The sequence below is a fragment of the Microbacterium sp. EYE_78 genome, assembly GCF_023149035.1.
Classification (GTDB): Bacteria; Actinomycetota; Actinomycetes; order Actinomycetales; family Microbacteriaceae; genus Microbacterium.
Genome location: NZ_JAHXMY010000002.1, coordinates 824,872 through 841,697, shown reverse-complemented (window position 1 = coordinate 841,697; position 16,826 = coordinate 824,872). Strand labels below are relative to the sequence as shown.

The 16,826-nt window shown below is 70.1% G+C and carries 22 protein-coding genes, 1 tRNA gene and 1 other RNA gene; 12 read left to right on the top strand and 12 right to left on the bottom strand.

The features are described from left to right. The 8 genes from KZX17_RS11145 (at position 1) to corA (ending at position 5,291) form a co-directional block, all read left to right on the top strand. Entirely contained in the window at positions 1-798 is a 798-nt protein-coding gene (locus tag KZX17_RS11145) for a glycosyltransferase family A protein (RefSeq protein WP_248173360.1), read from the top strand. Further along, on the top strand, positions 795-1,613 hold the full coding sequence (locus KZX17_RS11140; RefSeq protein ID WP_248173357.1) for an endonuclease/exonuclease/phosphatase family protein: 819 nt from the start codon (positions 795-797) through the stop codon (positions 1,611-1,613). Before KZX17_RS11145 ends, KZX17_RS11140 begins: the two co-directional genes overlap by 4 nt. Beyond that, positions 1,610-2,215, top strand: a complete 606-nt coding sequence (locus KZX17_RS11135) for a DUF2238 domain-containing protein (protein ID WP_248173354.1) — start codon at positions 1,610-1,612, stop codon at positions 2,213-2,215. The genes KZX17_RS11140 and KZX17_RS11135 overlap by 4 nt, the downstream gene beginning before the upstream one ends. Beyond that, entirely contained in the window at positions 2,203-2,415 is a 213-nt protein-coding gene (locus KZX17_RS11130; protein ID WP_248173351.1) for a DUF2945 domain-containing protein, read from the top strand. Before KZX17_RS11135 ends, KZX17_RS11130 begins: the two co-directional genes overlap by 13 nt. Positions 2,416-2,497: 82 nt before the next feature. Further along, the gene (locus tag KZX17_RS11125) at positions 2,498-3,199 is read left to right on the top strand and encodes a hypothetical protein (RefSeq protein ID WP_248173347.1); all 702 of its coding nucleotides are present in this window, start codon (positions 2,498-2,500) and stop codon (positions 3,197-3,199) included. Beyond that, complete coding sequence (locus KZX17_RS11120; protein WP_248173338.1) at positions 3,199-3,834, top strand: DNA/RNA non-specific endonuclease; 636 nt, start codon at positions 3,199-3,201, stop codon at positions 3,832-3,834. Before KZX17_RS11125 ends, KZX17_RS11120 begins: the two co-directional genes overlap by 1 nt. 18 nt (positions 3,835-3,852) lie before the next feature. Next, positions 3,853-4,233, top strand: coding sequence for a hypothetical protein (locus KZX17_RS11115; protein ID WP_248173335.1), 381 nt, complete (start codon positions 3,853-3,855; stop codon positions 4,231-4,233). 59 nt (positions 4,234-4,292) lie between these two features. After that, complete coding sequence (gene corA / locus KZX17_RS11110; protein ID WP_248173332.1) at positions 4,293-5,291, top strand: magnesium/cobalt transporter CorA; 999 nt, start codon at positions 4,293-4,295, stop codon at positions 5,289-5,291. 67 nt (positions 5,292-5,358) lie between these two features. Here the strand turns inward: corA and KZX17_RS11105 are convergent. Further along, a tRNA-Lys gene (locus KZX17_RS11105) sits at positions 5,359-5,431 on the bottom strand. Positions 5,432-5,546: 115 nt separating this feature from the next. On the opposite strand from KZX17_RS11105, the gene KZX17_RS11100 reads away from it, so the two are divergent. Together KZX17_RS11100 and KZX17_RS11095 are read left to right on the top strand one after the other, a co-directional pair. Then, positions 5,547-6,386 carry an inositol monophosphatase gene (locus tag KZX17_RS11100; RefSeq protein ID WP_374107945.1) on the top strand — a complete coding sequence of 280 codons (840 nt, stop codon included), beginning with the start codon at positions 5,547-5,549 and terminating at the stop codon, positions 6,384-6,386. Beyond that, positions 6,383-6,949, top strand: a complete 567-nt coding sequence (locus KZX17_RS11095) for a hypothetical protein (protein ID WP_248173329.1) — start codon at positions 6,383-6,385, stop codon at positions 6,947-6,949. The genes KZX17_RS11100 and KZX17_RS11095 overlap by 4 nt, the downstream gene beginning before the upstream one ends. A gap of 56 nt (positions 6,950-7,005) precedes the next feature. On the opposite strand, the gene ssrA is transcribed toward KZX17_RS11095, so the two are convergent. The 5 genes from ssrA to KZX17_RS11070 all read right to left on the bottom strand — a co-directional run bounded on the left by ssrA (position 7,006) and on the right by KZX17_RS11070 (position 9,866). Beyond that, positions 7,006-7,378, bottom strand: a transfer-messenger RNA (tmRNA) gene (gene ssrA / locus KZX17_RS11090). A 174-nt stretch (positions 7,379-7,552) separates the two neighbouring features. Beyond that, entirely contained in the window at positions 7,553-8,128 is a 576-nt protein-coding gene (locus tag KZX17_RS11085; protein WP_248173326.1) for a DUF3618 domain-containing protein, read from the bottom strand. Then, the gene (locus KZX17_RS11080) at positions 8,125-8,556 is read right to left on the bottom strand and encodes a phage holin family protein (RefSeq protein WP_248173323.1); all 432 of its coding nucleotides are present in this window, start codon (positions 8,554-8,556) and stop codon (positions 8,125-8,127) included. Before KZX17_RS11080 ends, KZX17_RS11085 begins: the two co-directional genes overlap by 4 nt. After that, positions 8,534-9,298 carry a hypothetical protein gene (locus KZX17_RS11075; RefSeq protein ID WP_248173320.1) on the bottom strand — a complete coding sequence of 255 codons (765 nt, stop codon included), beginning with the start codon at positions 9,296-9,298 and terminating at the stop codon, positions 8,534-8,536. Before KZX17_RS11075 ends, KZX17_RS11080 begins: the two co-directional genes overlap by 23 nt. A 133-nt stretch (positions 9,299-9,431) precedes the next feature. After that, on the bottom strand, positions 9,432-9,866 hold the full coding sequence (locus KZX17_RS11070; RefSeq protein WP_248173317.1) for an NUDIX domain-containing protein: 435 nt from the start codon (positions 9,864-9,866) through the stop codon (positions 9,432-9,434). Between the two features lie 46 nt (positions 9,867-9,912). Here KZX17_RS11070 and KZX17_RS11065 point away from each other — a divergent pair, with 46 nt between their 5' ends. Together KZX17_RS11065 and KZX17_RS11060 are read left to right on the top strand one after the other, a co-directional pair. Then, complete coding sequence (locus KZX17_RS11065; protein WP_248173314.1) at positions 9,913-11,391, top strand: SDR family NAD(P)-dependent oxidoreductase; 1,479 nt, start codon at positions 9,913-9,915, stop codon at positions 11,389-11,391. 205 nt (positions 11,392-11,596) lie between these two features. Further along, positions 11,597-12,253 carry an SIMPL domain-containing protein gene (locus KZX17_RS11060; RefSeq protein WP_248173312.1) on the top strand — a complete coding sequence of 219 codons (657 nt, stop codon included), beginning with the start codon at positions 11,597-11,599 and terminating at the stop codon, positions 12,251-12,253. Between the two features lie 3 nt (positions 12,254-12,256). Here the strand turns inward: KZX17_RS11060 and smpB are convergent, their stop codons facing one another. The 6 genes from smpB to KZX17_RS11030 all read right to left on the bottom strand — a co-directional run bounded on the left by smpB (position 12,257) and on the right by KZX17_RS11030 (position 16,820). Continuing rightward, the gene (smpB, locus tag KZX17_RS11055; RefSeq protein WP_248173310.1) at positions 12,257-12,733 is read right to left on the bottom strand and encodes an SsrA-binding protein SmpB; all 477 of its coding nucleotides are present in this window, start codon (positions 12,731-12,733) and stop codon (positions 12,257-12,259) included. 65 nt (positions 12,734-12,798) lie between these two features. Beyond that, on the bottom strand, positions 12,799-13,713 hold the full coding sequence (gene ftsX, locus KZX17_RS11050) for a permease-like cell division protein FtsX (protein WP_248173307.1): 915 nt from the start codon (positions 13,711-13,713) through the stop codon (positions 12,799-12,801). Continuing rightward, the gene (gene ftsE, locus KZX17_RS11045) at positions 13,710-14,798 is read right to left on the bottom strand and encodes a cell division ATP-binding protein FtsE (RefSeq protein WP_248173304.1); all 1,089 of its coding nucleotides are present in this window, start codon (positions 14,796-14,798) and stop codon (positions 13,710-13,712) included. Before ftsE ends, ftsX begins: the two co-directional genes overlap by 4 nt. Before the next feature lie 57 nt (positions 14,799-14,855). Further along, positions 14,856-15,614 carry an anti-sigma factor gene (locus KZX17_RS11040; RefSeq protein ID WP_248173302.1) on the bottom strand — a complete coding sequence of 253 codons (759 nt, stop codon included), beginning with the start codon at positions 15,612-15,614 and terminating at the stop codon, positions 14,856-14,858. Beyond that, a complete protein-coding gene (locus KZX17_RS11035; protein WP_248173299.1) occupies positions 15,601-16,185 on the bottom strand; it encodes an RNA polymerase sigma factor in 585 nt (194 codons plus the stop codon). The genes KZX17_RS11040 and KZX17_RS11035 overlap by 14 nt, the downstream gene beginning before the upstream one ends. Beyond that, the gene (locus tag KZX17_RS11030) at positions 16,182-16,820 is read right to left on the bottom strand and encodes a class F sortase (RefSeq protein ID WP_248173296.1); all 639 of its coding nucleotides are present in this window, start codon (positions 16,818-16,820) and stop codon (positions 16,182-16,184) included. The genes KZX17_RS11035 and KZX17_RS11030 overlap by 4 nt, the downstream gene beginning before the upstream one ends. Positions 16,821-16,826 lie beyond the last annotated feature (6 nt).

The window sequence follows — 16,826 nt, the reverse complement described above, 5'->3', positions numbered from 1 at the left end:
ATGCACCACGAGGGCCCGCAGCTCGCCACCGCAGCCGTGTCCGTCGTCATCCCCGTGAAGGACGACGCGGACGGGTTGCGGCGGTGCCTGCGGGCCCTCGCGCTGCAGACGAGGCCGGCCGACGAGATCATCGTGGTCGACAACGGCTCGACGGATGCCTCGGCGTCGGTCGCGCGGGACGGCGGCGCCGTCGTGGTGGTCTGCCATGAGCCGGGGATCCCGGCGGCAGCGGCGGCCGGCTACGATGCGGCGCAAGGGGACCTGATCCTCCGTCTGGACGCGGACTGCATCCCCGCCGCGAGTTGGGTCGACGCGATGACATCCGCGGCGCACCGGATGCCCGAGGTCGCCGTCTTCGCCGGCGGTGCGCGGTTCATCGACGGTCCGCGATGGCTCAGGTCGTCGCTAGCCCTCTGCTACCTCGGGGCGTATGCGGCGGTCCTCACCCCGACCCTCGGCCACGTCCCCGTCTTCGGCTCGAACTTCGCCATCCGTCGCACGGCGTGGCGGGCCGTGAGCCCGCACGTCCACCGACTCGATCCCGAGCTGCACGACGACCTCGACCTCGCGTTCCACGTGGGTGGTCGGCATCGGGTCCGCCCGATCACGGGTGCCGCGATGGGGATGTCGATGCGGCCGTTCGCATCCGCTCGCGCGTTCCGGCGTCGGATCGCGCGAGGCGTCCGCACCGTCGTCCGTCACTGGCCGCACGAGTTCCCCCCGGTGCGGTGGGTGCGCCTGGCCGCCAGCCACCGTGACGCGGTGCACCCTCCCGCCGCGACGGGGGTCGCCGCGTGAGGACCGTCCTCGGGGCGGTCGATCCGCCGCTCATACACATCGCAACGGCCAACATCCGCCGCCCGGTCCCCCGCCTCCTGACGAGGGCCGCGGATCGGTGGGAGCGTCGCGGTCCGGCCCTGGCGCGCAGGCTGGAGCGGGAACGTCCGACGGTCCTCGGCGCCCAGGAGGTCTTCCCCGGCCCGGCGGAGATGATGCTCGCCGCGCTCGGCTCCTCCTATGCGCGCGTCGGCGAGGGCAGACAGCGCGGGCGCCGCGGTGAAGGATGCCCCGTCTTCTACGACCGAGACCGGCTCGAGCTGCTGGAGAGTCGGCAGCTGGCCTTGTCCGATGCGCCCGAGGTCGCCGGCTCGATGTCGTGGGGCAATCCGATGCCTCGCGTGATGGTCGTCGCGGCGTTCCGCGAGCGGTTCGACGGGAGACGGTTCTCCGTGGTGAACACCCACCTCGATCCGTTCTCCCCACGATCACGCGTCCGTTCCTCGGAGGCGATCCGGGCAACGGTGCGCGCGGCGGGAGCGCCGGCGGTGGTCCTCGGCGACATGAACGCCGCCGCCGGGTCCACGGCGCTCCGAGCCCTGCAACGGGGCGACCTGCTCGTCGACGCGTGGGGCGCGGCGGCGGAGCGCGTCACCCCCGCGTGGGGCACCTTTGCGGGCTATCGGGCGCCGACGCGCGGCGGGGCCCGCATCGATTGGATCCTGACGACCCCCGACATCACCGTCGAACGCATCGCGATCGACGGCCGGCCGGAGGACGGCATCGCACCCTCGGACCACCTCCCCCTGCATGCGGCGATCGAGGTGCCGCGATGAGGGCGCACTTCCTCCGACCGCCCGAGACGCTCTGGGAATGGGTTGCCGACGGCATCCGCGTCATCGGTCTGCTCAGCGTGATCGCCGCCTTCGCCTGGTGGACGGTGACGGATGCCGGCATCCTCGCGCTGGCGCTGCCGGCGCTCCTCGTGCCGAGACTGCTCGGATCGACGGCCGGATTCGATGTCGTCTACGGCGTCACCGTCCTCGTCGCGGCCTGGAGCAACGTGATCGACCTGTACCGCTCGGTCGCCTGGTGGGACATCCTCGTGCACGTCGTCGCGACCGGACTCATCGCCGCCGCCCTGCACCTCGCGTTCCAGCGGTTCCGCATCGCTCCGGGCCCCGACGCGCCCCGTCGCGCGACCGTCGTACTGGTGACGATCATCGGCCTCGCCATCAGCGCGGTCTGGGAGATGATCGAGTGGCTCGGCAAGACCTTCCTCGCCCCCGACATCTTCGTGACCTATCAGGACACGATCGGCGACATGGCGGTCGGCGGCCTCGGTTCGCTGCTCGTCGGCATCCTCCTCACCCGGATCACCATCGGCCGAGCCGCGACCCCCGCGGCGGACAGAAAGGAATCGACATGGCAGACCTGAAGAAGGGCGACCACGTCAGCTGGAACACCTCGCAGGGGCGGACCCGCGGCAAGATCACCGAGCGCAAAACGAGCGACTTCACCTTCGACGGCCAGGACTTCACGGCGTCCGACGACGAGCCGTCGTTCATCGTGGAGTCGGAGAAGACCGGCGCGAAGGCGGCGCACAAAGGATCGGCGCTCACGAAGCTGAAGTCGTGACCGAACCGGACATGGGGAGAGCTCCCCATGTCCACCGCGCGTCTCGCTTTGTACGCTCGCACCGGGAGGTGGCGCGATGGGCATGATGTTGCCGAACGAGCTGGTCTGGGTGATGGAGAAGCTCGGCTTCGATTGGCCTGACATCGACGAGGACGAGGTGCGCAAGGGCGCCGACCTCCTCCGCGGCTACGGATCCGACCTCGAGTCGGTGATCCAGGCGGTCGATCGGAAGGTCACGGGCGACATCGGGACCGCCATCCAGGGGCAGACGGGTCCCGCCACCCTCGGGGCGTGGACGGCGAACCGCTCGCAGAACCTGCAGAAGCTCATCGATCTCATGCCGCCCGCGGCGACCGCGATGGACATCGGCGCCGAGGCGATCTTCGCGCTGAAGATGAAGGTCGTCATCGACGTCACCTCGACGCTGATCACCCTGGTGGCGATGCTCACCAATCCGATCAGCGCTGCCGGCGCGGGTCCGATGCTCCTCATCAAGAAGAAGCTGCTGAACGCCGCGGTGGACATCGCCGTCGAGCAGCTCATCATGCAGCTGGCTCCCGCCGTCATCGAGCCGATGGCCGACCAGCTGCCGGCCATCGTCGACGCGGTTCTGGACGCTCCGCTCGTCGAAGGCACCGCGGGCGACTCGGACGAGTTCCACGCGGATCTGGCGGCGCTCGAATCAGCGCGGTCCGACATGAAACTCCACGGCGCGGACATCCAGACCATCACGTCCACGTTCTTCGCGGAGTTCTCCGCGCTCGACTTCGGAGGCGACGCCTGATGAGCGGATTGAAGCCGGTATTCCGAGAGGCCCGCGAGGCCGTCGTCACCGGGGCCGGCCGGATGAAGGACAGACTGCACCAGCTCGCGGACAACATGGACGGGCACCTCGACACGATCGTCCGCCGCGTCCGAGACGAGGACGACTTCAACGACGCCGTCATCACCACGCGCGGCGGCAACGCGAAGGTCACCGTCTACGACCCGAGCACGGGGCGCCCGATCACCGAGTACGGTCACATTCGGGACGACTTCGGCGGCTCCGCCCGCGGGGACAACGCGACCGATATCGGACGACTCGGCGAGGGCGGATACGACGGCGGTCACCTCGGTGCGCACCGGTTCTTCGGCGACACCGCCGACCCCGGCATCGTGCCCCAGATGGCCAATCTCAACCGCGGTCCCTGGCGGACGATGGAGAACGAGTGGGCCGACTGGAGCCGTCAGGGCTACCACGTGGATTACACGGTCGACGTCTACCCGCCCGGCGCGACCGTCCCTGATACGTTCGAGGTCGTCTACACCGTGACGGACCCGGCGACGGGTCAGATCCGCTACCAGAACACTCCGCACTTCTACAACCAACCCGGGCAGATCTTCGACCGCGTCCCTCCCGCGGACATCACCGGCCGATGATCGTCTCGAAGGAGCGACATGTCCACCGACCCCACCGCTGACCTCGTCCGCGCCATCGTCACGAACATGATGGGGGCGCGGGAGGACTGGAAATCCCTCTCCATGGTCATCAGCCTCGGCGGCGGGCGGTTGAGCGCCATCTCCGGCTTTGCCTACTCGCCGGGCGGTGAGGTGTCGGCCATCACCGCGCGCCCCTCACTGCTGATCCCGTCGGTCGAGGCGTACCTCGCCGACCGGTACCCCGACGGCCAGCCCCTCCCGGTGAAGTTCCTCGTCCAGTTCGATCGCGACGTGAAGGCGTACGAGATCACCTTCGAAGACTCGGATGCCTCCCGCTGGCAGGTGACGCCCGCCACCATCGACGCCGTCGAGGCGGAACTGCGCCCCACGCTCGGCTGAGCTGACCACGGCGCGGCGCGGCGCCGCATCCGTCCGCTGCCTCGGGCAGAGAATCGATCGTGCCCATCGTCGACAACGCCGTGTATGTGGACGGCCGCCGCATCGAGAACCCGTCGAGTCTCAGCGAGACGTTCGAACACACCCGCAGGCATCACGGGATGGCGTGGATCGGCCTGTTCCGACCGACCGAGGACGAAGTGGCTGCGGTCGCGGACGAGTTCTCGCTGCATCCACTCGCAGTGGAGGACGCCCTGGCCGGACATCAGCGCGCGAAACTCGAGCGCTACGGCGACGTGCTGTTCGTGGTGCTGCGTCCCGCGCGCTACGACGACCGGACGGAGTCGGTGTCGTTCGGAGAGCTGCACGTCTTCGTGGGGCCCGACTTCGTGGTCACCGTCCGCCACGCCGACTCCCCCGACCTCTCGCAGGTGCGATCCCGCATGGAGGAGCAGCCCGATCTGCTGCGCATGGGTCCCGAAGCGGTCCTGTACGCGATCCTCGATCAGGTCGTCGACGAGTACTCCCCCGTCGCCTCAGGGGTGGAGGACGACATCGACGAGATCGAGGAAGCACTGTTCAGCGGCGCCGACGGCTCACTGTCGCAACGCATCTATGCGCTCGCCCGAGAGGTCATCGGGCTCCACAAATCCACGCTCCCGCTGACCGACATGCTCGACCGACTCCTGCAGGGGTCGGACAAGTACGGGGTCGACATCGAGCTGCAGCGTTCCCTCCGAGACGTGCAGGATCACGCGATCCGACTCAACGAGCGCATCGTCGCGTTCCGATCGATCCTCGACAACGCGTTGACGGTGCACTCCACCCTCGTGACGCAACGTCAGACGGACACATCGCTGGAGCAGAACGAGCAGGTGAAGAAGATCTCGGGCTGGGCGGCGATCCTCTTCGGACCTACCCTCGTGGGCACGATCTACGGCATGAACTTCGACAACATGCCCGAGCTGCACTGGGCGTTCGGCTACCCCATGGCCCTCGGCATGATGGTGGCGAGCTCAGCCGTCCTGTACGCGGTGTTCAAGCGCAAGCGGTGGCTCTGACCCGGGCCTGGCTCGGGAATGAAGAAGGCCCCCGAACCGCTGGCGAGAGCGGATCGGGGGCCGTCCGTGCACCCCCTGGGACTCGAACCCAGAACCCACTGATTAAGAGTCAGTTGCTCTGCCGATTGAGCTAGAGGTGCGTGATCCGAAGAACTCGAACCGAGGGTCAACACTAGCATCACGATCAGAGGGAACGCGAATCGGGGCAGCCGTCGCGCTCGGTCCGCACCGAGGCGTCGCGACTATCCTGTGGGGGTGACTTCCGCCGCCTCGCCGACACCGTGGACCGCACCCTCCTCCGGGGGGCGCGCCGACGAGGAGCTCGGTGCCGATCTCGAGCTCGCACTCCGGATCGCCGACGCAGCCGACGCCGCCTCGATGGCACGGTTCGACGCCCCCGATCTCGACGTGCGCACCAAGGCGGACGCGACGCACGTGACGGAGGCGGACCTCGCGACGGAGCGGGCGATCCGGGGGATCCTCGCCGCTGAGCGCCCCGAGGACGGGGTCTTCGGGGAGGAGTACGGCGTGTCGGGGAGCGGCTCGAGGCAGTGGATCATCGATCCGATCGACGGCACCGCGAACTACCTGAAGGGCATCCCGATGTGGGCGACCCTCATCGCGCTGACCGTCGACGGCATCCCGCGGGTCGGGGTCGTGAGTCAGCCCGCGATCGGCCGGCGCTGGTGGGCGGCCACAGGCCACGGCGCGTGGACACGGACGTCCGCGGGCCGGGAGCGGCGCATCGCCACGAGCGACGTCTCCACGCTGGACCGCGCCAGCGTGAGCTTCCAGAGCATCGGACAGTGGGATGCCGCAGGCCGGACGGACGATCTGCTGCGACTCACCCGGGCGGTGTGGCGCGACCGTGGGTACGGCGACGCCTGGCCGTACATGCTGCTCGCGGAGGGACGGCTCGAGGTCGTGGCGGAGTTCGACGTCCGCGAGTACGACATCGCCGCCCACGTCCCGATCGTGCTCGAGGCGGGCGGCCGCTTCACCGACATCGACGGTATCGAGACCCTGTCCGCCCGGTCCTCGCTGGCGTCCAACGGACTGTTGCACGAGACCGTCCTCGAGACCCTCCGCGCGTGAGGCCGACGCGACGCGCCGCGCGCAGCGGCATCCTCCTCGCGATCGTCGTGGGCACGCTCGGGGCAGCAGGATGCGCGCCGGCGGCGACCCCGCCCGCGGGGCCGGATCCGACCGCGCCGCAGCCGACGGCATCCGCCCCCGTCCCGGCACCGACCATCGCGCCCGAGGACGTCACCTGCGAGAACATGCTCGAGGACGCCACGGTCGACTCGTTCCAGGCCACCGGCTGGACCGTGCGTGAAGACCCCTTCGTCATCCTCGACCTCGAGCTCCCGACCGGGACCGCGTGCACCTGGGGCGACTTCTCGTCTCCGACGAACGACGATCTCGTGCTGTTCGGCTGGGCTCCCATCACGACCGCCGACGCCGCGGAGATCCAGGCCGCACTCGTGTCGGAGGGGTGGCTCCGCGAGGAGACGGGCACGGGAGTGATGGTCACGGAGGACCCGGCGTTCGCGCTGCGGCTCGATGACGAGGGCTACGGCATGACCTACCTCTTCGGCGACGGCTGGGTCGAGGTGTCCGACACCCGACAGGGCCTCGACCTCATCGATCTGGGCTGAAACGCACAAGAGCCCCCGGTCGGGATGATCGGAGGCTCTGGTGCGGCGACAACGGTTCGTGGAGATGGGGGGAATCGAACCCCCGTCCATCGCTGGGAGACGGCGTCTTCTCCGGGCGCAGTCTGTAGAAGGCGTTCTGCTCGGCCCCGACATTCAGTACAGACACATAAGTCGACGGGCCCAGCCTGAGAAAAGTCCCGAGTGACGCTCAGGCGACGTCACTCAGCAAGATCCCTTAGATGACGCCAGGAACCGTGACGGGATCAGTCACGGACTGACGGACTCGGGCTCGCTGCTCAGGCAGCGAGGGCGAAGTCAGACTGCTTCTTATCGGCAGTTATTGGTTCGCAGAGATCGTTAACGAGATAACCCTGCATCCTCGGCCCGCTTCCCGCAGAGTCACAGGCGATGTCGAAACCGATCATCCCCGTGGCGCCTGTCGGCGTGTGGACCGTTGTCGCACTGTGGAGTTGTCATATCCCGAGGCTCTCGCACCCGAGCATCTCAGACTACAACGGATGAGGAGGCCGCGCCATTCCGCGGCGCCGGACGCGAAGAGGCGGTCGGTGCGGGCGCTGCTCCCCCGCACCGACCGCCGGTCTGTCACGACTGGACGTTGTCCTTCGCGTCCTGGGCGCGGTCGGTGACCGTCTGCGCGGAATCCGTCGCCTCCGCCTTCACGTGCTGGGCGGCGTCCTGCGCGGTGTCCTTCACGGCCGCGGCAGCATCCTGAGCCGGCTCCTTCAGATGCTCCCCGACGTCCTTCACGACGGACTGCGCCTCGTCCACGAGCGGCTGCGCCGCATCCTTGACCTGGTCAGCGAGTTCGCGTTCCTTCGTCGACGCCGGGATGAGGGATGCCGCGAGGAGCCCGGCACCGAAGGCGATCAGTCCGACCGCGAGAGGGTTGCCCTCGGCCTTGCGCACCACCGTGTGTCCGGCGTCGGCGACGTGGTGCGCGGCAGAGGAGGCCGCGCCCGACACCGAGCCACCTGCGTCGTCGGCTGCGCCCATGACCTTCTCACGCGCGGAGCGGAATGCGCCTGTCACCTTGGACGTCTGCCGGTGCACCGCCTTCGACGGATTCACCTTGTCGGCGAGGGCGTCGACGTCGGAGCCGAGCTCGCCGCGGGTGCGCTCGATCTCGGCGCGGATCTGTTCGGGGGTCTGGTCGCTCATCGGTTCTCCTCGTTTCTCTTCACCGCATCGGGGATGCGCTTGAGGGTGTCCACCGTCTGCGGGGCACCCTCGACCTTCTGCAACTGCTTCTTGCCGACCACGAAGAGGACCGCGCCGATCACTCCCCACAGGACGGCCACGATGACCGCGGACCATCCGAGGCCCACGAGCTGACCGAGCGCCCACCACAGCGCGACGGACAGGAAGAACACCGCCATGAGCGCCGCATACCCCGCGCCGCCCAGCATCCCGGCGCCCTTGCCCGCGTTGGTCGCGGACTGCTTCAGCTCCGCCCGCGCGAGCGCGAGCTCCTGTCGCATGAGCGTCGACAGGTCACCTGTCACCTCGCTGAGCAGATCGCCCAGGGACGCGGACGCCGCCCGCTGCTCGGACGGCGTCGGGTGATCAGAACGCGTCGCGTCGGTCATCGTCGCCTCCCGGGATGAACGGTGCGCCGTCGCGTTCCGCCTGCGTTCGGTCGTACACCGGCGCGACCCCCGCCGGCGCCACCTGGCCACCGCCCACGGGCGGGATGGCGGGGGGAACGTAGCCGGCACGCTCCTGCACCGGCGTGGCATGGTCCTGCACAGGAGCGGAGGCTGCTCCCGTCGCCGCCGGGGATGCGCCGGCGCGGCCTGTCGCAGTGTCGCCTGCCGTGGGCGCGCCCTGCGCGAGCGCGCGGGTCAAGCGTCCGGCGGCGAGGCCCGCCAGTGCGGCGACGCCGATGAACACACCGGGCTTCCGACGCGCGAAGGACTTCACGTCGCTGAGCAGGGTTCCCGGGTCGCGGTCGCCGAGCCAGTGCCCGACGTCGCCGGCTCGAGCCGACACCTGACGGACCAGGTCCGTCGCCACACCCTGCTGGTCGGCCCCGTCCGCCATCGACCCGAGCTGACTGGCCAATGCCTGGAGGCCGGACGCGACGCGCTCCTGCTGACGCGCGGCCTGCTCGCGGAGCTCGCCCTGCGTCTGGTGATAGAGCTCTCGGGCCTGGCCGGCGACCTCGTGTGCGACGGCGCCCGCCTCGTCCTTCGCGGTGGCGGCGACGCGCCCCGCCTCGTGCCCGGCCGTGGATGCCACGTCCCGCGCCTCGTGCGCCGCGGTCGACGCGGTGCCGCCCGCATCCGATCCGCGCGTCTCGCTGACGTCACCTGATGTGATGTCCGACATGTTGCTCCTCTCGACAGCCGACCGGTGTCAGCCGGTGGAGCACAGGTCTACGACCGGACCTCACCCCGCCTGAGGGGGTTGACGGTCACGATGCGCTGTGCCATCGCGCACCGGAGGATCGGTCTGGCGGATCTCACACGGTGAGGAAGAACCGCCGGGCGAGCGGCGCGATGTCGAGGACCTCAGCGTCCTCGGCGGAGGCCCATCGGAGTTCCGCGATCTCGGCGGCGATCCGAGGCTCCTGCGAACCGAGCTCCGCGTCGAAGACCGCGGCGACGACGTCGTGGCCCGCTTCGTTGGCCGCAGCCGCCCGGAAGGTGCCGACACTCCGGAGCGACGCCGGCGCGATCCGCAGTCCCAGCTCCTCCTCGAGTTCACGCGACAAGGTCTCCGCTGCACTCTCACCGGGCTCGGGCTTGCCGCCCGGCTGCATGAAGGCAGTCGTGCCGGCCTTGCGCACCAGGAGCAGCCGCCCGTGCCGATCGCGGATGACCGCTGCGGAGACTTCGATGACGGGCCGCGTCGCCGCGTCGGGAGGACGGTATCCCGCGGCATCCGGCGTCGTCACCTCAGCACGCTAACAGGCTCACAGGCGATCCGACGTAGAATTCCGTGTGCTTCCCGACACCGCGCCCGCGCCCTCTGACGCCCTCGGGATCGATCCCGACGATCTGGCGGTGACCCTCCGCGTCCTGGCGGTCGCGCCCACGCTGCCCTCGGACCACCCCGACATCCTCCTCCTGCGCAACGCATCGGCGGCGATGGTGAAGGCCGCGCGTCGCCAGCGACGTCGCGAGATCCGAGACAGCGAGGCGGCCGCCGACCGCGCCGTGATCGCTGCGACCGCCACCGGCGCCCCCGACCGCATCGACGACGAGACGCGCGGCATCCCCATCGCGGCGCGGATCACGGCACCGTCCGCGGGCACACTGCGGCGGGCTCGCGACTGCTACATATGCAAGCAGCCGTATACACGCGTCGATGCCTTCTATCATCAGCTCTGCCCCGATTGCGCGGCCCTCAGTCACGCCAAGCGCGACGCCCGCACGGACCTCACCGGTCGGCGCGCCCTGCTCACCGGGGGGCGCGCGAAGATCGGCATGTACATCGCGTTGCGGCTGTTGCGTGACGGCGCCGAGACGACGATCACGACGCGCTTCCCGCGCGACGCCGCCCGCCGCTTCCAGAGCCTTCCGGACGCGTCGGAGTGGATGCACCGGCTCACCGTCGTCGGCATCGACCTGCGCGACCCCGCCCAGGTCGTGGCGCTCGCCGACGACGTCGCGGCGGCCGGTCCGCTCGACATCCTCATCAACAACGCGACGCAGACGGTGCGCCGATCGCCGCGGGCGTACCAGCCCCTCGTCGACGCCGAGGCGGAGCCCCTCCCCGACGGCATCCTCCCCGCACTGCGGACGTACGGACACAGCGCGGAACGGCACCCTCGTGCCCTGAGCGGGTCGTTCGCGCCCCACCCCCTGCTGGACGCACCGACGGCGCCGGTCGGACGACTCGTCCGCGAGGCCCTCGCGCCGGGCGCGAGTTCACTCGAACGCCTCGCAGCAGGCACCGCCATCGACGCGGGTGGCCTGCTCCCCGACACCGCGGACACCAACTCCTGGGTGCAGCGCGTCGAACAGGTCGATCCGCTCGAGATGCTCGAGGTGCAGCTCGCCAACACCACGGCGCCCTTCCTCCTCGTCTCACGTCTGCGCGCCGCGCTGGCAGCAAGCTCCGCCCGCCGCACCTACGTCGTCAACGTGAGCGCGATGGAGGGTGTGTTCGGCCGCGGCTATAAGGGCGCGGGGCATCCGCACACGAACATGGCGAAAGCCGCCGTCAACATGCTGACCCGGACCAGCGCCCGCGAGATGTTCGAGACCGACGGGATCCTGATGACGAGCGTCGACACCGGATGGATCACCGACGAGCGTCCGCACCCGACCAAGATCCGCCTCGCGGAGGAAGGCTTCCACGCCCCGCTCGACCTCGTCGACGGCGCCGCGCGGGTGTACGACCCGATCGTCCGAGGCGAAGCGGGTGAGGACCTCTTCGGTGTCTTCCTGAAGAACTACGCCCCCGGTCGATGGTGAGGCAGCTTCCCGAGCCGGGCCGACGGGTCGTGATCCGGTACATCCTGCCGTCCGGGCAGGCGACGGACGCGCTGGGAGAGCTGCTGTCGGTCGACGCGGTCGACGCGGTCGTGGACGGCAAGCGCGGGATCGAGCGGATCCCCCGAGGTGCGGTCATCGCCGCCCGAGAGGTGCCCCCACCGCCGGCACCGCGTAGCGTTCGACCATGACCGAACTGATCATCACCGTCCGTGGCACGAGCCGCAGCGAGCACCGACCGGAGCGGGCGACCGTCAGCGTGTCGGCCGTGGCGGACGGACCGGAGCGGGTCGACGTCGTGGCGACCGCGACGACGGCCGCCGCGTCGCTGCGGGCATCCCTCGAGGCTCTCCGAGACCGCGGCGTCGTCGAGGAGTGGTCCGCGGGCGACGCGACCGTCTGGTCCGATCGGCCGTGGACGGATGCCGGGCCGTCCTCGAGCCTCGTCCACCACGCCGAGATCCGGGTGGCGGCGGTCTTCGCAGATCCGGGAGCGGTCTCGGGCTGGCTCGACGCCGTCGCAGCGGACGAGCGTCACCGCATCCATTCGGTGCAGTGGGATCTGCGGGCAGAGACCCGCTCGCACGCGGAGCGCGAGGCCGCGACGTCGGCCATCGGCGACGCGTGGGAGCGCGCCACCGGATACGCGGGAGCCGCCGGCAGGGCGGCCGTGGAGCCGATCGAGATCGCCGACGCAGGGCTGCTGGCGGGGACCGAGCCGGGCGCGCAGAGCGAGCGCCTCTTCGCGAAGGCGGCGATGGATGCGTCGCCGGCGGGGTTCGCATTCGCCCCCGCCCCGGTCGTCATCGCCGCGTCGGTCGACGTCCGCTTCCGCGCGTCCTGAGCCTCAGTCGCCGAGCCGGTTTCGGCTGCGCATGGCACGCTCCGCCTCGCGCTTGTCCTCGCGCTCGCGGATCGTCTGACGCTTCTCGTACTCGCGCTTGCCCTTGGCCACTGCGATCTCGACCTTGGCCCGTCCGTCCGAGAAGTAGAGCTTCATCGGGATGAGGGTGTATCCCCCGGCCGACACGGCGTGCGAGAGCTTGACGATCTCCTCCTTGTGCAGGAGCAGCTTGCGGGTGCGCTTGGCGGCATGGTTGGTCCAGTGGCCCTGCGAGTACTCGGGGATGTGCACGGCGTCGAGCCACGCCTGACCGCCGTCGATGAAGGCATACCCGTCGGTGAGGTTCGCACGCCCCTGCCGGAGCGATTTCACCTCGGTCCCGGTGAGGACGAGACCGGCCTCATAGGTCTTCTCGATCGCGTAGTCGTGCCGCGCGCGACGATTCGTCGCGACGACCTGCTCCCCGCGTTCCCTGGGCATGATGACTCCTCCACCGGACCGCGCCCTCTGCGCAGCCAGCCTGTCAGTCTAGACCAGGTCGGGCGTCAGGTCCGCAGCCATCGTCGGATCGCGAAGCTCGCCGACAGCGCCGCGAGCACCAGGCCGAGCCCGACGATCACGGGGATCACGACGAGCGCGTCGGACGCGTCGATCCACGTGGTCACGAAATCGATCTGGTCGGTCAGATACCCCTGCACCCCGAACCGGACCCCGAGCCAGATCGCGACGCTCGCCAGCGCAGAACCCAGCAGCGCAGCGAAGACGCCCTCGAGGATGAACGGGGTCTGGATGAAGCGGTTCGATGCGCCGACGAGGCGCATGATCCCGAGCTCGCGACGTCGGGCGTACGCCGAGAGGCGGATCGTCGTCGCGATCAGGAGGACGGCGGCGACGAGCATGAGACCTGCGATGCCGACCGCGATGTAGGTGGCGATCGTGAGCGCCGAGAACAGCGGGTCGAGGTACTCCATCTGGTCGGTGACCTCCTCGACCCCCTCGACGCCGGTGAAACCCTCGGTGATCACATCCGTCTGCGAAGGGTCGACCAGGTTCACCCAGAACGTCTCGTTGAGCTGCTCGGGCGTGATGAACGAGGCGTAGTCCTCGCCCATCAGGTCGAGGACGTTCTGATATGCCTCGTCGCGCGTCTCGAAGCGAACGCTCCGGACGACGCCGTCCAGCGCGGGGCCCTCCAGACGCTCCGCCACGGCGGCGACCTGCTCCTCGGTGGCGACACCGTCGCCGCAGGTCGTCGCATCCGAATCGTCACGGCACATGAAGACGGCGACCTGGGCCCGCTCGGCCCAGTAGCCCTGCATCTTCACGATCTGCATCTGCATGAGGATGGCCGCCCCTACGAACGTGAGGGACACGAAGGTCACGAGGACCACCGAGATCACCATCGAGGCGTTGCGGCGGAGGCCAGTCAGGGCCTCACCCAGCACGAGTCTGACTCTCATGCCGTCGGCCCCACTTCTTCGTCCTCATCGCGGCGCCGCAGTCCGAGGCGGTCGGCCGCCCCCAACCCGTCGATGGTCGCGAGGTCGATCTCCGGAGCGACGATCGGGATGCCGCGCGTCCCCGTATCGGATTCCGCGGCGGTCGCGGCGCGGTCGCCACCGTCCACGGGTCCGGTCTCCGCCCGCGGGGCATCCGCCACGACCGGCACCGCCGGGAGGACCTGGTCCGGCTCCGGCGCGGGAGGCTCGACGGGCGCCGCGGGCACCACCGGCTCGGGGAAGCCCGCGACGGGTCCCGTCCCTCCCGAGGCGATCTGCTTCTGCAGTTCGAGGACGGCGGTGAGCGCCGCGGTGGCCGCTGCGCCCTTCTCCGTGGCGGGAGCGAGGACGGGAAGACCCGACGTGTCGCCGTACCCGCCGTGGCGCTCGTCACGGACCACGACCCCGGCGCGCAGCTCGATCACGCGTCGCTGCATCTGATCGACGAAGCCGGCCTCGTGGGTGGCCATGACGATCGTCGTCCCGCCCGCGTTGATCCGCGCGAGCAGTTGCATGATGTCGATCGACGTCCCCGGGTCGAGGTTGCCGGTGGGCTCGTCGGCGAGCAGGATCTGCGGGCGGTTGACGATCGCGCGGGCGATGGCCACGCGCTGCTGCTCGCCGCCGGAGAGCTCGTGGGGCAGGCGCTTCTGCTTGCCGTCCAGCCCGACGAGGGCGAGGGCCTCGGGCACCGACTGCTGGATGAACGCGCGGCTCGAGCCGATCACCTGCAGGCTGAAGGCGACGTTCTGGAAGACGGTCTTGCCGGGCAGGAGGCGGAAGTCCTGGAACACCGAGCCGATGTGCCGACGGAAATAGGGAACCTTGCGCGTCGACAGGCTGCGGCTGTCGCGTCCGAGGACGACGACACGTCCCTCCGACGGCACCTCCTCACGGAGGACGAGCCGGAGGCAGGTGGATTTGCCGGAACCGGAGGCCCCGACGAGGAAGACGAACTCCCCGCGCTGCACGTCGAACTCGACGTCGCTCAGCGCCGGCTTGCTGGTCCCGCGGTAGTGCTTGGAGACGTTCTCGAACCGGATCATGGCCTCACAAGGCTAAGCGCCGGGGTCGCCGCATCCGTCAGCGACACTCCCCCGCGCTCAGCCCGCCGAGAGCGTGCCGCGGACGATGGAATCGCCGGAGTGGGCCGCGTCGCCGTCGTCCGCCTCCTGCGAGATGTCGACGACGCTGAACCGCTCGACGTCGACGTCGTCGGGGACGTCGAAGGTCCCCGACGAACCCTCCAGGACGCCGAGGCTCACGAGATCCGATGCGTCTGCGGTCAGCAGCCAGACCTCGCGGTGACCGTTGGACGGCACGGACGCATCGAGGTCCACGACGACCCGGTTGTGCCCGTCGATGCGCTCGAGGACCGCATCCCCGCTCGCACCCTGCCACGCGGGGAAGCCGTCGAGCCGCGCCTCGGCCACGATGTCGGTGCGTGGGACGATGCCGCCGACGGCCCAGACACCCGCGACGAGGGCGACGACCGCGGCGACCGACCCGGCCAAGACGAAGAAGACGGGCCTGCGGCTGACGCGTCGCCGGCGCGCTGCGTGATGAGCCGGATGCCGATCGGCGGCATCCGTCCCGCCGGGCGTCGCTTCCGGCGCGGCGGCGGTGGGCTCGTCGCCCGCATCGGCGAGGGCGAGCTCGGACCTGATCGACTCCCACACGCGATCGGGGGGTGTGAGGAGGGTGTCACCCTCGCGCGTCGCGCGTCCGGCCAGGACGGCGCGCTCGAACGAGGCGACCTCCGCGGCGCACTCGGCGCATTCCTCCACGTGCCGCTGCGCGTCCGCCCCGGCATCCTCGCCCAGGGCGAGGAGGGCGGCGACCTCGGGGTCAAGATGTGACACGCTGCGCCTCCAATCGGGTCCGCAGGCGGGTGAGACTTCGTCGGATGTGGCTCTTCACGGTTCCCAGGGGCATCCGGAGCCGTTCGGAGATCTGCTGGTGGGTGAGGTCCTCGTAGAACGCCAGGGCGAGCACGGCGCGCGCATCGGGTTCGAGCTGTGCGACCTCGTCCGCCACCAGCATCGCATCCGACAGGTCCGTGTCGACCGATGCGTCGGGCACAGTGGCCCTCAGCGCCTCCTCGATGCGCGCCGCTCGTGCCCGGGCCTCGTGCGCGTCGGCGATGCGACGACGGGCGATGGTGACCAGCCAGGCGCCCAGCGGTGCCTCACCGGGGCGGAAGGTCGACCTCGAGGTCCAGGCCGACACGAACGTGCGCTGGGTGACGTCCTCGGCCTCGGCCGGATCCCCGAGCGAGCGGACGGCGAGCGTGTAGACGATCCGCGACCAGCGGTCGTACATCGTCTTCATCGCGGACTCGTCCCCCGTTGCGAAGCGACGTGCGAGATCGATGTCGTCGTCGACGGCGTGCTCCTTCCGTGCAGCGAGCCGTGGCTCGGCGAGCGTGCTCATGACCGGGCCTGCGCGATGAGGACCACGTTATCGCTGTAGGTCCTCGTCTGCTCGTCGAACCTCCCCCCGCAGGTGATGAGGGCGAGCGAACGCGGGCCGGTCCGCGTGAAGAGGTCGTCCACCGGCAACTGCGCGCGCGGGATGGAGGTGACGGACTCGGTGACGTACTGCGTCGTCGTACCGTCGGCATCCGTCACAGACACCACGTCCCCTGCCGTCGCGTCGCGCAGCTTCGCGAGGGGCCCGACGCCGTACTCGTGATCGTCGACGTGCGCGGCGAGCACGGTGGTCCCTTCAGGGTCCCCCGGCGCCGGGCCGTACTCGTACCACCCCGCGATCTGCGGCCGCTCGGGGATCTCCATGCTGCCGTCCTCCTGGACGCCCACCGCGGAGACGGGCATGTCGACGCCCAGCGATGCGATGGTCAGGCGCTCGGGCACGGGAGCCTGCTCGATCGGAGCCGGCGTCGCCGGGGCGACCGGCACGGAGACCTGCGGCGTGGGCGCCGAGGGCGGCGCAGACGCGCCGGGGCCGATCCCGGAGGCTTCGGGGGGCGAGCCAGCCTCCGAGATCGGCGTGCAGGCCGCCAGCAGCACAGCCGTCAGGGCGACGGCGATGAGCGACGGGCGGCGCAAGAGCGT